General features: G+C 44.0%; 14 protein-coding genes and 2 pseudogenes. 3 read left to right on the top strand and 13 right to left on the bottom strand.

Translation table 11 applies throughout. The annotated features are described in order from the left end of the window. Positions 1-2: 2 nt before the first annotated feature. The 4 genes from murA to IEY34_RS21785 all read right to left on the bottom strand — a co-directional run bounded on the left by murA (position 3) and on the right by IEY34_RS21785 (position 3,121). Complete coding sequence (murA, locus tag IEY34_RS21800) at positions 3-1,295, bottom strand: UDP-N-acetylglucosamine 1-carboxyvinyltransferase (protein WP_189015077.1); 1,293 nt, start codon at positions 1,293-1,295, stop codon at positions 3-5. A 19-nt stretch (positions 1,296-1,314) separates the two neighbouring features. Beyond that, complete coding sequence (locus IEY34_RS21795; RefSeq protein WP_229757778.1) at positions 1,315-2,016, bottom strand: FHA domain-containing protein; 702 nt, start codon at positions 2,014-2,016, stop codon at positions 1,315-1,317. A gap of 198 nt (positions 2,017-2,214) precedes the next feature. After that, on the bottom strand, positions 2,215-2,661 hold the full coding sequence (locus tag IEY34_RS21790; RefSeq protein ID WP_189015073.1) for a DUF2269 family protein: 447 nt from the start codon (positions 2,659-2,661) through the stop codon (positions 2,215-2,217). A gap of 16 nt (positions 2,662-2,677) precedes the next feature. Then, entirely contained in the window at positions 2,678-3,121 is a 444-nt protein-coding gene (locus tag IEY34_RS21785; protein ID WP_189015072.1) for a DUF4267 domain-containing protein, read from the bottom strand. 119 nt (positions 3,122-3,240) lie between these two features. Here IEY34_RS21785 and IEY34_RS21780 point away from each other — a divergent pair, with 119 nt between their 5' ends. Beyond that, on the top strand, positions 3,241-3,573 hold the full coding sequence (locus IEY34_RS21780) for a winged helix-turn-helix transcriptional regulator (RefSeq protein ID WP_189015071.1): 333 nt from the start codon (positions 3,241-3,243) through the stop codon (positions 3,571-3,573). On the opposite strand, the gene IEY34_RS21775 is transcribed toward IEY34_RS21780, so the two are convergent. The 8 genes and pseudogenes from IEY34_RS21775 to IEY34_RS21740 form a co-directional block, all read right to left on the bottom strand. Beyond that, positions 3,570-3,770 (bottom strand): VOC family protein, encoded by a 201-nt coding sequence (locus tag IEY34_RS21775; RefSeq protein ID WP_229757777.1) that lies wholly within the window; start codon positions 3,768-3,770, stop codon positions 3,570-3,572. The genes IEY34_RS21780 and IEY34_RS21775 overlap by 4 nt on opposite strands. Before the next feature lie 407 nt (positions 3,771-4,177). Further along, a complete protein-coding gene (locus IEY34_RS21770) occupies positions 4,178-5,704 on the bottom strand; it encodes a stalk domain-containing protein (RefSeq protein WP_189015070.1) in 1,527 nt (508 codons plus the stop codon). 485 nt (positions 5,705-6,189) lie between these two features. After that, positions 6,190-6,537, bottom strand: a complete 348-nt coding sequence (locus IEY34_RS21765) for a VOC family protein (RefSeq protein WP_189015069.1) — start codon at positions 6,535-6,537, stop codon at positions 6,190-6,192. 168 nt (positions 6,538-6,705) lie between these two features. Beyond that, the gene (locus tag IEY34_RS21760; protein ID WP_189015068.1) at positions 6,706-7,173 is read right to left on the bottom strand and encodes a GNAT family N-acetyltransferase; all 468 of its coding nucleotides are present in this window, start codon (positions 7,171-7,173) and stop codon (positions 6,706-6,708) included. A 109-nt stretch (positions 7,174-7,282) separates the two neighbouring features. Next, on the bottom strand, positions 7,283-7,999 hold the full coding sequence (locus IEY34_RS21755) for a metallophosphoesterase (protein ID WP_229757776.1): 717 nt from the start codon (positions 7,997-7,999) through the stop codon (positions 7,283-7,285). Between the two features lie 190 nt (positions 8,000-8,189). Further along, positions 8,190-8,491: pseudogene (locus IEY34_RS37575) on the bottom strand (VOC family protein). 153 nt (positions 8,492-8,644) lie between these two features. Continuing rightward, positions 8,645-8,932: an AraC family transcriptional regulator gene (locus tag IEY34_RS37905; protein ID WP_373291307.1), complete on the bottom strand. Its 288-nt coding sequence runs from the start codon at positions 8,930-8,932 to the stop codon at positions 8,645-8,647. A 428-nt stretch (positions 8,933-9,360) separates the two neighbouring features. Continuing rightward, a complete protein-coding gene (locus IEY34_RS21740; RefSeq protein WP_189015063.1) occupies positions 9,361-10,884 on the bottom strand; it encodes a glycoside hydrolase family 31 protein in 1,524 nt (507 codons plus the stop codon). 110 nt (positions 10,885-10,994) lie between these two features. On the opposite strand from IEY34_RS21740, the gene IEY34_RS21735 reads away from it, so the two are divergent. Next, the gene (locus IEY34_RS21735) at positions 10,995-11,864 is read left to right on the top strand and encodes an AraC family transcriptional regulator (RefSeq protein WP_189015061.1); all 870 of its coding nucleotides are present in this window, start codon (positions 10,995-10,997) and stop codon (positions 11,862-11,864) included. 664 nt (positions 11,865-12,528) lie between these two features. Here IEY34_RS21735 and IEY34_RS21730 read toward each other — a convergent pair. Next, positions 12,529-12,720, bottom strand: coding sequence for a hypothetical protein (locus IEY34_RS21730; RefSeq protein WP_189015059.1), 192 nt, complete (start codon positions 12,718-12,720; stop codon positions 12,529-12,531). Positions 12,721-12,885: 165 nt separating this feature from the next. Between IEY34_RS21730 and IEY34_RS21725 the strand changes: the two are divergent. Next, a pseudogene (locus IEY34_RS21725) lies at positions 12,886-13,282 on the top strand (transposase); the annotation flags it as partial.

Raw genomic sequence — 13,282 nt, 5'->3', positions numbered from 1 at the left:
TTTTAACCTCTCAGGTGGATCAGGCCGGGCAACTCCTGCGCATCCATCTCGCGCATAGAGAGCTTCGCCCCAATTGATTTGAAGCTGCCGATGACATCCTCATATCCGCGCTCAATGTGCTCGACACCTGTAATAATCGTGCTACCTTCGGCCGCTAAACCAGCAAGAAGCAAGCAAGTGCCGGCACGCACATCCGTCGCATGTACCCAGCTTCCTTGCAGTGGAACTCCTCCGCGTATAAAAGCGCTTTCTTTCCGCAGCTCAATCTCTGCTCCGAGCCGACGCAGTTGAGCTACGTGAGCGAACCGCTTCGGAAAGACGCGGTCGGTAACGATGCTCTTTCCCTTGGCCTGCAGCAGAAGCGCGGTCATTGGTTGTTGTAAATCGGTGGCGAAGCCTGGATACATGCCTGTGCGAATCCGCGTTGCTTTGAGCGAACCCGTACCGTATGCCGTAATGTGGCTCTCGCCGCATTCCACATGAATGCCTACCTCCCCCATCTTGGCGAGGCAGGCGCTAAGATGCTCAGGGATGACATCCTTAACGGTAACCTGCCCCCCGTTGAGCCCTGCCGCCATTAGAAAAGCCCCGGCGATTAGCCTGTCTGGTATTGCCACGTGCGTTCCCCCGTTTAAATAGGAGACGCCTTCGATGCGGATATGTTCGGTTCCTGCCCCGTAAATCCTCGCGCCTAGCTGGTTCAGAAAGACTGCCGTATCAACCACCTCCGGATCCACAGCTGCGTTATGCAGTTGGGTCCGCCCTTTGGCCCGCACAGCCGCCAGCATCGCATTAATCGTAGCGCCAGAGGTAACCGTGTCGAAATAAATTTCTGCGCCCTTCAGCTCGGCGGCCTCGACTACATAATAATCGTCAAAGATTTGAACCTGAGCGCCGAGCGCTTGAAAAACCTTGATATGCTGATCGATCGGTCTTGAAACGAAATCGTCACCTCCTGGGAATCCGATCGTGACTCTGCCGAATTTGGCCAATAGAGCACCTGCAAAATAATAAGACGCGCGATAGCTCGAAGCCTTGCCTGGGTCTATCACGGCACTGTGAATCTTGCGTGGGTCGATGATAACTTGTCCACCTTCTTGTTTCAGCTCCATGCCGATATCTCGGCTGATCCCTGCAATAATACTGACATCGTCAATGCACGGAATGCCTCCCAGTGTAACAATATCATCCGCCAGACAAGCCGCGACAAGCAGGGCAAGGGAACTGTTCTTAGCACCCGGTATATATACACTCCCGTTCAACTGGCCTGAATACTCCGCCTGAATATATTTCATATCTGTATTCCTACTTTCGTTATGACGATATTAATTCCGACTCAAGGACGTAACCGTTGCCGCGCACTGCACTAATAAGAAAGGTGTCTTTGCCGTATTTTTTGCGTACACGGTAGATCAGGGCGTTTAATTCATCGAACGACACATTCGAGACACCTTTCACGCCCGGCAGTCGTTCCGGCCATACTCTGGATTTGATTTCCTGGAGTGTAACGAGCTGGTTCGCATTCTCATGCAGCACGCGAATCAGTAAATATTCTTTCTCAGACATCGGGATCCGCTTACCATCCACCACACATTCCCTTTTCTCCCAATGAATCGTCAGTGGCAATTCTGGAACTTCTAACCGCCTAGTGATGCTAAGCGGTTCCATTTCAAGGGTTTGATCTGCAAACATATAGGAAAAGTGGAGGACAGTCATCCCTTTGGCAAGTGTAATGATATCAAAATTATTTAAAAGATATGGCTGGTGCGGCGTTAGCCGTTCGCCGTTGACCTCAGTGCCGTGGCGACTCCCCAAATCGTAAAGCACCGCCTTGTCCTGCTCCTTGCGAATGGTGAAATGCTGCCGGGAAATAAAAGCATTCGTAAAGGCCAAATCAGGAGTCAACTGATTGGATACCCGACCAACGAGCGTTTCATCCTCGCTCAGACTCACGCAGGTACCCGGTCGGTAGGGCTCACCGCGAATGACATACAGGCAAGCAAAATCTTCTTCCATTTCCGTACCTCCGTTTGCCATCTGGGGAATGTTTCCACTATTTATCGTAACTCATATTGAGTCTGAATAAAATCCCTTTTTACTGACGCGTCACTCACATTTCAATAACGCTGTGAAACAGCACAATTTTTCCAACATATACTTTAATGACAAAGAGGAACTGCATCACTGCAAGCTCCTCCACTTATCTTGAGTACATTAGTATGGCTTGAACACCATTAGCAGGATCGAGATGAGCGCAGCAAGATTCGCGATCCCTTCCAACCAAGCGGAGCGTCTGCGATTCAATCGGTACGCGTCAGGTAGCACATCGCCCTTCGTCTGCTGAAGCAGCTTAAGTTGCTGTTTAATGCCGGAGGGAATTAGGCCAGCAAAGATAATTAGAATGACAATGAAGAAGGCAATTGAGGACACATACCACAGCTCTCGGAACAAAGAGATTTCTAAGAAACCAAGAGCAAGCCCCGTAAGAAGCAACAGTGTGCCACCGAATTTCGGCAGGATCGCCGTCTTCTCCAGCAGCGCAAGCGCGAACTTGGCTTGACCTACTGTCCTGGCGCTGCTCATAATCAAGGGATAGCAGATGATTGCAGCCATGGCCACCACGGCGGAAATAATATGGATGAACAACAGGTAAATATACATGAACTGCCCCCTTATTTTAGATATACCTTTCTGATGATAATCCTGTGCTAGTATTTGCTTTTTGAACTCGCTGTTCTTCTCGATACAACATCCAACCTACTGCAAGTCCATATACCGCAGTAATAATATGAATCCAAGAAGGTGTTTTATCTACGGCATTCGTTAATACCAATAATGCATCAATTACAGGCATTAAAACAGAAGTTAGCATAACAACGATCAATGCTTTTCTCATACGAAGTATCATCATGGCTAGTAAGAAAATTCCAATAAACAGATCACGATCTGCTTTTATTAGAACAAGATATTTATCAGAAACGTCATGCAGGGGTATACCAAAATCTCGAATCACTGCTTCTGGCTGGATAAAACCTTTTACTCCTAAAAACAACATCAACAGTGTAACAACGCCCACTAACCAAAATGTTACTGTCTTTGGACCCCAATAAGATTTACTCATTTGACTGTCTCCTTTTCCCAATTGATTTGATTGACTTTATTGTATATCGGTACTAATATTCTGTTAAGAACGCACTTTAAAGTACGGTACATACTTAAAAGTAAGGGAGTGATTTATCAATGATTCATCAGCGCGAATGTCCAATAGAGACTGTCATTCATGTTTTAGGTGGAAAATGGAAGCCGATGATTTTATGGCATTTGATGGAATCAACCAAACGGTATAACGATCTGGAAAAGCTGATACCAGATGTCTCCCAAAAAATGCTCACGCAACATCTTCGAGACTTGGAACAAGAAGGCGTAATCGAAAGAACGGTCTACCCCACCGTCCCGCCAAAAGTAGAATATTCGCTTAGTGAATATGGCAGAACATTGATTCCAGTAGCAGAAGTGTTGTGTGCTTGGGGAGAAAATCATAATGAGCGAAAACAAGAAGAACCAGCGTCTTAACGCTGGTTCTTCTTGTTTTCGTGACTTTGATGGATGAGCTCCCTAGTGGTGTCATTAAGCACAAATACCTGATCCATCAACTCTCCTTCCATTTCCCATTCCCCTTGCACCATAAGGCCAAAATCGAGAGAAAACTCTTTAGCGGCAGAGAGATCATTTACGATTATACCCACATGATCTATTCTATGGATCTTCAAATCTCATATCTCCCCTTACGAACTCAGCAACCTTTATTCGCTCAAAATCGCTCCTTCAGAAAATCTAATGAATTCCATCTGCGCTATTTCAAGTAAATGATCACCATTCCACCTGAAATCGCTCGTTAGCACCAATTCAGTTCATTAAATCGCAAAAGTAGCCATTTTCTCGTCTATAAGCATCATACAATTCATTAGTAGCCCTATGTACTTTATGCTTTCTTCCTTCTTTACTACAAAGGCATCCCAGTTCCGATGCTATTTACTTCATTAAGAGAAGGGGTACGCTTCGCTCACTCCTACCCCAAAAACCAATATTGGAATACAGCAAAAATATCCATCGTGTGCAGGCTGCCGTAATGTCATGATTGAATTATCGCTCTCGTCTGTTTAACAGATTTTGTCCCTTATTTTAATTTACTTTTAATTAAAATTGTTTTAGACGCCTCTTCCCAACTTACCGTTGCCCCGAAAGATTCGGCTATAAATCTTATCGGGACAAACATGTTATCTCCAATGAGAATAGGTTTCGAGTCCAACATTTGACTAACACCGTCAACTTTAGCTTCATTGCTGCCAACTGTAAGATTAATCACCATTTGACCTTTTATTGCCGTAACAGTTGAGGCGATATTGTCCCAAGTAACATCTGCATCCAGCGCTTCGAATATTTTCCGCAACGGCACCATTGTATCATCATTTATAAGAATAGGAGGTTGATCAAATGCCAATTCAGTTCCATCTAATTTTACTCTTATTCGATCTTCCAGGAGTACTTCCGAATCATAGCTTTTGATCCAGACTGGAATGGTTCTATACCATTCTGTTCCGTCCCCGACGTAATTGCTTCCCCATGACCATAGGGTATGATCTTCTTTAAAAGCCATTGATTTAAAATCAATTCCGGACGCGTTAATTTCTTTAATTCGCGTCAAACCTTTCACTTGTACTGGAACTTCACTATCTTCGTAAGAACCAATGCCAAGTTGACCACCGTCATTCACTCCGCTCGCCCACACGGTTCCGTCACGTTTTAATAAAAGGGGGCCTCCTGCACTTGCTTTGACAGATACTACATCATGAATACCTTTAAGCAGTTGAGGCTGTGACCGATCCGCGGTATTCTTACCTGCTACAACGCCTTGTCCTCCTGACCCCCAGAACCAAACTGTACCATCTTTTTTTAACCCATATGAGTATTGTCCTCCCGCAGCTATTTCTTTTATGTCGGAAGTTCCTTTAATATGGACGGCCCTTCCGGACGAGCCAGTCCATACGGTACCGTCCTTGTTTAAGGCAATCATATTTCCCCACCCAAGAGAAACGGAAACGATATCAGAAAAACCTTCAAGCTGCTTGGGAGTAGTATTATTGCTATATGATCCGTCTCTATTTCTATAATAGATTCCTCCCCAAGACCACAAGGTACCATCTTTCTTTACGGCATAACTTGTATTCCAATTAGCTGCAATCGCAGTAATATCGGATAGTCCTCTTACTTGAACCGGTAGGTATCTATCTTCATTTTTTAAGGTTGCATGGGTCTTTTCATCGAAAACGGATTGGGTTCCATCACCAATTTCACCTGAACTGTTGTTGCCCCATGCCCATACAGTTCCGTCTTTTTTCAATGCTAGCGAAAAGCCTTGGCCTTTCGCAACTGCTATCACATCAGATAATCCCTTGACTTGGGTCGGTATAAGGGAGGTTGCAGCATTGCTCCCTCCTTCCCCGTTCCCCAACTGCCCTGATTGGTTATTCCCCCAGGCCCAAACCGTACCATCCTGTTTAAATGCAAGACCGTATGCTGCAATTCCAGCCCACCCGCTTTTGTTCTCAGAATCAGCCATAACAAGATTACAGCAAGTAATAGCTAATATTAAGCTGTATACCAATAATATTCTCGTAAACTTTGCTAAAAAATTTATGGGCATAATTACCTCCGTGTATTTTTCTATGTATTTCGGGGTCGCTTTACACAGCTATAATAATACCACATATTGGAACTATCCTATCAAATACTTCGAAGTTTTGTAGCTAGTTTTCCGTGCAAAATCGTTCTGATTCGATGTCTTGCCGTAGAATCCTGCCCCTTAGTTTAATAGTAAAAAGAGACCCTCAGCAATTAGCTGAGGGTCAATGATTTCAATCATGTAACAAATATTTAACTATCGTTCATCGTTAGTGAACTGATCGTAAACAACTTCAACGATATCTCGAAGTCCTGTACGCAACCCTTTTCCTTCTATATTTAAAATCATCTGGCGTGCTGTTTCGATATTCATGATAACTCGACCAGTTGTCTCAAAGCCTTTTGGCATTTCTACCACGAAAAAGCAGGATCGCCGCGACGCCTGCTCGGATTGTTCTTATAAAGCTATCGTTTCCGGTTGCTCAATAGCAAATGAATGACAACTCGTTATTTCTCCCAAAGCTCGACCAGTCGACCTTCAGGATCTTCAATCCAAATAAACTTTCCAAAGTCACTACTCTCTTTTTGCTTGGCAAGAGGTACACCCAAATGTTCAAGATGCTTAATAGTCTCGTCTAGATTATGTACTTGGAAATTTAACATCACTTGTTGTTCTGTTGGAAAATAACTGTCATTCTCGGTAAAGAAAGAAAAGATAGTCTCATTTCCTAATTGGGGTTGTATCACTGTCCCATTCCAATTTTCTATTTCAATCTTCAATACTTCACTGTACCATTTTTTTACAACTTCAAGATTCTTAGTTCTCCAAAATATTCCTCCGAAACCTTTTATCATGGTAACTACTCCTGTCTTCATTATATTTTTAGCTATCCGATTACATTAGATATTCGAGATATAAATTTAAGTTCCTTTTTTAACTATACTGCTACCCGTTGCTTAATCTTTAAGCTCTCCACTTTCCTATAGGCTGATCTCTCAGGGCGGCGAAACCCTTTTTCTTACCTATCCTCCCTTCGTTTTATCCAAAACATTAAAGTCATTTAAGGACATATAAACGTCTATGAGATCCTCGTTTTCAACTTTAAAACCAAACCGTTCATAAAGACGTTTAGCAGAACTTCCTTGTAAGACATTTAATATTACACGTTTTCCTTTTACTTCATCTTGTTCGAGTAATTTTTTTAATACATGACTACCGACCCCTTTACCTTGGTAATTGGGATAAATATAAAAATGTTCCAATAAATAACCATCCAACGTTGGTTTAAGAGCTACGCAGCCAACAAAAGAAGAATCTGACTCAATAATCCAAGTTTGATCTGAGTCAAATGAGTTACGGAACCGTTGACGAACCTTCTCTTCATCAAACCTTCCTAACCTAATTAAATCACTTCGTAATGCAATTACCCGTAAATTAGCAATTGTCTCAACATCGGAACTTTGGGATTGGCGAAAAGTAATCTGTTTCATTTAACGTAACAGCTCCTTTATTCTGTTTTATTATTCTACTAAAAATCCGATATTATGATAAAAGGAGGTATAATGCGTAAAGCTGCATTATACCTCCTCTGTTAAGTCTTTAAACTAGTGTTAGAACAGTTATTTCCGGTCGACACATAAATCGAATTGGATGAACCGACACACCGATACCTCGATTTGTATAAAGGGTTAGCGATTTGTCTTTCCCAACATGATAAAGTCCAGATGGATATTTGACACCATAAGGAACCGAAGACAGCGGTCCGATTAGCGGAAGCCTCACTTGACCGCCGTGACTATGACCAGAGAGTTGCAAATGAACGGGTTCTAAGGCAGCAATATCGGCAAAATCTGGAGCATGGGATAGCAATAGCACCCACTCATCATTTTTCACCATCTTCATAGCATTCTTTAGATTAGGAACACCCTCCCACATATCCTCAACTCCAGCAATCCAAATCGATTGGGTCCCTTTTTGTACCCTAATACCTTTATTACGCAAGCAGTGAAAACCAGCATCCTCTAGAACGCCTGCCACTGCATCAGCATCCCCGTAGTAATCATGATTGCCAAGCACAGCATAACAGCCGTGTTTCGCTTTTAACGTATTTAATACATCACGAATGTCTTTACTGTGGGGACCGAGAGCATAATCTACTAGATCGCCTGTAAAGCATACAATGTCCGGTTGTTCCGCCTGAATTTGCTCTACTACGTTGGTTAATTGCTTTATATCTAGATGGAATCCATAATGAAGATCGCTGAATTGCACCACACGTAGTCCTTTGAATGCTTCCGGCAGATTAGGAAACGCCAACGATACACGCTCCACTTGTAACCAACGTGGCTCTACCAATGTAGCATACCCGTAACTCAAAGGTGGTATTGATAGTAGACCACCCGTCCACATGACACTTTTCTTTAAGAATCTACGACGCGTTATTTTCTCAATATTTGACATATCACTATCATATAATAAAAAGGTACAAGTTACTATTTACAATTCTCTACTCAGCGATTTCATGCACGTTACCAAATGGATCAACAAATGCCGCATTTAGCCCTTGAGTAGGTTTATCATGTAAAAATTGAATACCCTTTTCCTTCATTTCCTTAAAAGATTGCTCCACAGATGCGACCTCATTTCCGTAGTTTTTTCACACTTAAAAGCTGTGAGCTGAAAACCTTCAAGAGCAAATACAAGCTTATTCTCTTGTTCTAACAATGTTTGCAAACCCAGAAGTTCAGAATAAAACCATCTCGCTTTTGTCATGTCATTGACGAAAATCATTATATGCCCTAATTTCATAAGCTTATGCTCCTCCCTCTCTTTTTGCCGATACGATAAAAATCAACTTGATTTATTTAATAGTAATTCGTCGCGGTGCCATAGTCGGGATTAGATAACGGTCTGTATAAAACTGACATCCATTCATGCTAAATGTATTTTTTATTCTTCACATCAGCCGGTGTAACTCCCCACATCTTGCGAAATACTTTGGTGCCACTGCATGGCTAGCTTCATTTTGAACTCCACGATATAGGAAGTAAAGGATTGCCCCAGATGCTGCTTAAACAATCTAGATAAGTAAGAGGCATTAATATATAACTTGCCTGCCACCTCATAAAGCCGATATCTTCGTTGATGCTCTCTTCGATTATGATATGAATGATTAGTGAGCTCAGGAGCAAAATATTCTCGTGCACCTCGGTGCTTGTTTTCGCCTGTTCCACATAAAGATAGAACCATTCATCGATCATTGCCACGGCTTTATCTCTTGGCCCGGATTCTAGGGCATAAGCCAGTACCTTCTCCATCTGGATATCTACAGCTACGGCGATATGCGGCTGGCATTCATCTCGATAAGGGACGACGATATTGTGTCCGTGCACCACTCTTTCTTTTAACGCCTGAACTCGCCAGCAGATTCACTCTCATAATGTAAGCGGATACTTTAACTATTAATGAGATGATTCACTATTCATAGTGGAGTGATCTGACTTTCAGTCGGCACTTTTTTTGACAAACATGGCATGCAAGAACAGGGCTGCAACTTAGAGGATGAAAATGTACTCAAGATAGCAAAAAAACAAGAGTCACCCATAAGCAGTTTGTTAAACCGCCATCAGGGTGACCCGCCGATTGATTCTACTTGCACTTCGGCTCTGCTCCTTAGGTTACTGTTTCCTGTAATAAGGCAGCCTTCCGAGCGGCACTTCAATCTCCTTCTTGATCGGGCCCGACACGATGGTGCCATCATCCCCTACCCAAGTCCCTGTAGGGAAGATTACGTGACGAGCACGTGCTCCTTTGACGATAACCGGAGCAACCAGCAGTGAGCTTCCCAACATAAATTGATCAAGGGCCGTCTCTAACCTCTCCTCAGGAAATTCATAGGCCATGTGGCGTAAAATAGGTTCTCCCGATATAGCCGCTTGATTCGCAAGCTCCAGAATTTCCCCACCGAAGGATGCATGCAGCTGAGCAGCCTCCACACAATAACGAAGATGTTCTGAATCAAGAACTCGCCAAGGCGCCGCCGAAAACTGCATCATCGGAAACAAAGCCGAGCATTGAGCTGAGCGAACGAACAGCTCTGAATCCAACTTTTCTACCGAAAAGCTCAAAAATTCGCCTCCACCAATCATATCGGGGCATGTATACGCGTAGCCGAGAAGCCCTTGTGCCAGCCCGTCAGGAATCAAGCAATCAAGCCCGTTTCCCTCCCACTTATGCTGCTTGTCTTTCAGTCGCTGAACCAAAGGCTGGCCAGCCAGCTTCCAGCATGCACGATACTCATTAAGCGGGTACTTCAAACCTACGCGAGCCCATGCTTCACTTTGTCCGTTTGGTGTCGTTTTTAAGTAACTCCGGTCATCAGGCTCGTAAAATTCCAAATCGCCCGCGTCCAACTTGAACCCGTCAATGCCATAATCAGACCGCAGGGCGTCAAGCTGATCTTGAATCCACGCGACAGCCAGCGGGTTGGTGCAGTCCAGAACGGCACTGTGCCCGTTCCACCATTTACGAATAGCCGTCTTGCCGTCGCGATCTTGCAGAAGAATGCCCTCCGGTTCCAGCTTTCGAAAGGTGATAGAATCCGGGCTGATAAACGGGCATACCCAGAGCATGACTTGGAAGCCCAACGTATGAAGCTCTTCGACCATCTGTTCAGGCTTTGGAAAACGCCCAGAATGAAACATCCACGTACCATAAGGCTCATGCCAATTGTCATCAATCATGATGACGCCAGGCGGCATGCCATTTGCCAGCACATCTCTTGCGTACTGCAGCACTTTCTCCTGCGTTGGCTCATACAGCAGCTCGATCCATAGATTATACTGCGGAGCCGTGAACAACAACGGTTCAGGAATGGATGGAACCGGCGGAAAGTACGTGCGAGACGCATAGAGGTAAGCCCCTTTTAAACTTTCATGTCCCTCTCCTACAATCAGCGGCCCATGCTCGCTTTCCACTTGCAAACGCTCTCCATCCATTTGAAAAACAAACGGCTCTTCACTCCAAATAAATCGGCCCTTACTCGAGATGAGCAGCGGGCTGGCTTGATTCGCTCCGCTGTCAGCAGCTAAATCGATATGGAAAAGGGATTTACCGAAAGGCATACTTGTGCCATCTGCTACACGGCCTCCCCACCAATATTCATCAGGCAATAATTGTATTCCTATTTCATGATTAGCCATTCCAACAATCACTCCTTTATCTAAGAATGATTGTATCCTCCATATAATAAGGCGACAATCTTAAAGTTGTGATTTATACTATAACAAAATTGACTTTTCGGGAGAATCCTATGCTGAAACCTTCTTCGTACGCCTTTCGCAATGACGATACCTCTATCCTGACAATGGATTCTATCGGGTGGCAGACGATCAATAGCTCTGCCTATAGTTTCACCGGCGATAACCGTCCCGACTGCGGGCATGTCATTTTTCAATATACGCTGAGCGGTCAAGGCTATCTTGACTATGAACAGCAAAGCATCGCGTTGCCGAAAGGTACAGCCTTCCTTGTTAAAGTGCCAAGCAGTCACAGATACTTTTATCAAAATCAGGGAGAGCCATGGGAGGCTATTTGGCTGAATTTGCGTGGAGATGAGGCGAACCGCATCTGGGATTTGGTGATCGCCTTGGAAGGACCTGTGATTCGCAGAGAATCGGGGTCCCCACTGATTCAAGGACTCTGGAAGCTGCTGCGCATGGTTGCTGAAGGTAAGGCCACCGATAAGTACCAACTGTCAATCGCGGTATATGAATGGATGCTAACCTTGCTCCAATCGAGCCGAGAGCTGACGAAGGACATGAGCCCAAACTCAAGCACGATAATCCAAACAGCCAAGAATTTCATGAAAGAGCACTATGCAAAGCCTCTTACACTCGACATGATCTCTCAGCACTGTGAAATCAATAAACATTACCTATGCAGACTGTTTCAGCGCTCCGAACAAACCTCGCCACTAGCCTATCTGCGCGATCGGAGAGTGGAGGCTGCCCTTGCTCTTCTTCGAACCACAGATTTGCCAATTCAAGACATTGGCCAACATTGCGGCTTCGACAGTCCTAGCTACTTTGGCAAAATTTTTCGAACGTATATGACTATGACACCGAAGGAATATCGGTTAAAACAACTCGAGTTTCCTTTTGATGCGATTTACTATGAGTAGTCAGCACAACAGAGTAATGAAGCTGCCGTCAGTCAACCCACGTGTGCTCTCGTTCCCTATTTATTTTTCCTTTTCCTTCAGCATACTGGATCTCTCTCCTTGTGCTGCTCCCTTTGTAACCATCAACATCGTTTATTCGCCGTCTCGGCAGAGAACGGACTCCATTTCGTAATTCAAGACACCAAACAAAAAGTTTCATTGGATTAATCCAATGAAATCAGCTTTAAAGCAGTTAAAATCAACCTCTCACTGGATTTATCCAATCTTTTAACAGGGAATGGCTCTACAAGAGCCAATTCTGGGAATTCCATTGGAAATACCCAATGAAAGAGGTTTCTGAAGCGCAAAAACGAGGAAAACACTGGATAAATCCAATGTTTCAACAACGAAAAGATCAGCAGCAGAGGGACGAAGACGCTAGGCGCGCTCTCCGCCTGTTAGTGTCGCTCACCACTCCCACCAGTTAGTGTTGCTCACCGCACCAAGCAACTCGCCTCCCACCACTGCCGCACCACGCACCAACTAAGATAAATTAAACTTTTGTTTTACAGTCGAACACAGAGCCGGTCAATGACTTCCATGGGGTTGGCATTGAGGCGCCTCATAAAGGCCGCGACGTTCATTCGAATGTGGTAGAACTTCTTTAACCATTTCCTCTGCCCTTCTATGAGATTGAATAAGGCACTGGTGTTCTTGCAAAAACAATATTTTCTAATGCTCTATCACTCGTTGTATATAAAGCTATTGGGAAGAAGTTCGGCAAACGACCTGTATTTTCAGCTACAAAAATCCCCCATACAAACTCATCATGCACGATGGTCCACACCCCCTTTGAATTCATTAAAATATTCGTCAATCATACTGTTATCCTTTAAAATCAAAGACTGTATATCATCCTGATGGAGCATATTCAAAATCATCGGTTTACTTTTTTTTCTACGACAGCACAATTAACTAGCAGGTATTTCCAATCTTTTGTCGAAGGTGTAGAGGTCAGAATTTATCCTAGGAGATGACCTTCATGCTTGAGAAAAATAGATTGGGTGCTGCACCCAGAGTTTACTTCAGACCTGAGTTTAAAAACTGTCCGCACTGTGATTCGAAATTGCGGAGAACCCATACGGCATGGGAGAAAAAAATTGTCACAAGAGACGGAATCATCCATGCATGGAGTATGGCTTATGCTTGCAAGAATCCAGATTGTTCACATTCAGGAGTTGCGTATAAATCTGCTGAAGCTGAGATGCTTAGCATGAAACATTCATCATATGGATATGACGTGCTTGCTCTCATTGGGGAACTGCGCTTTAAGCAACATCGAACGGTTTCAGAAGTTGCCGAAGCATTGAACGAACAAGGCATTCCAACGAGTGAAAGGCATGCTCAAAATTTGTATGAACGCTATCAAATGTTGCTAT

The organism is Paenibacillus marchantiophytorum (assembly GCF_014640555.1).
GTDB classification, from domain to species: Bacteria; Bacillota; Bacilli; order Paenibacillales; family NBRC-103111; genus Paenibacillus_E; species Paenibacillus_E marchantiophytorum.
Note: the sequence above shows the minus strand (reverse complement) of the source record. Positions and strands in the feature narration are given on the sequence as shown.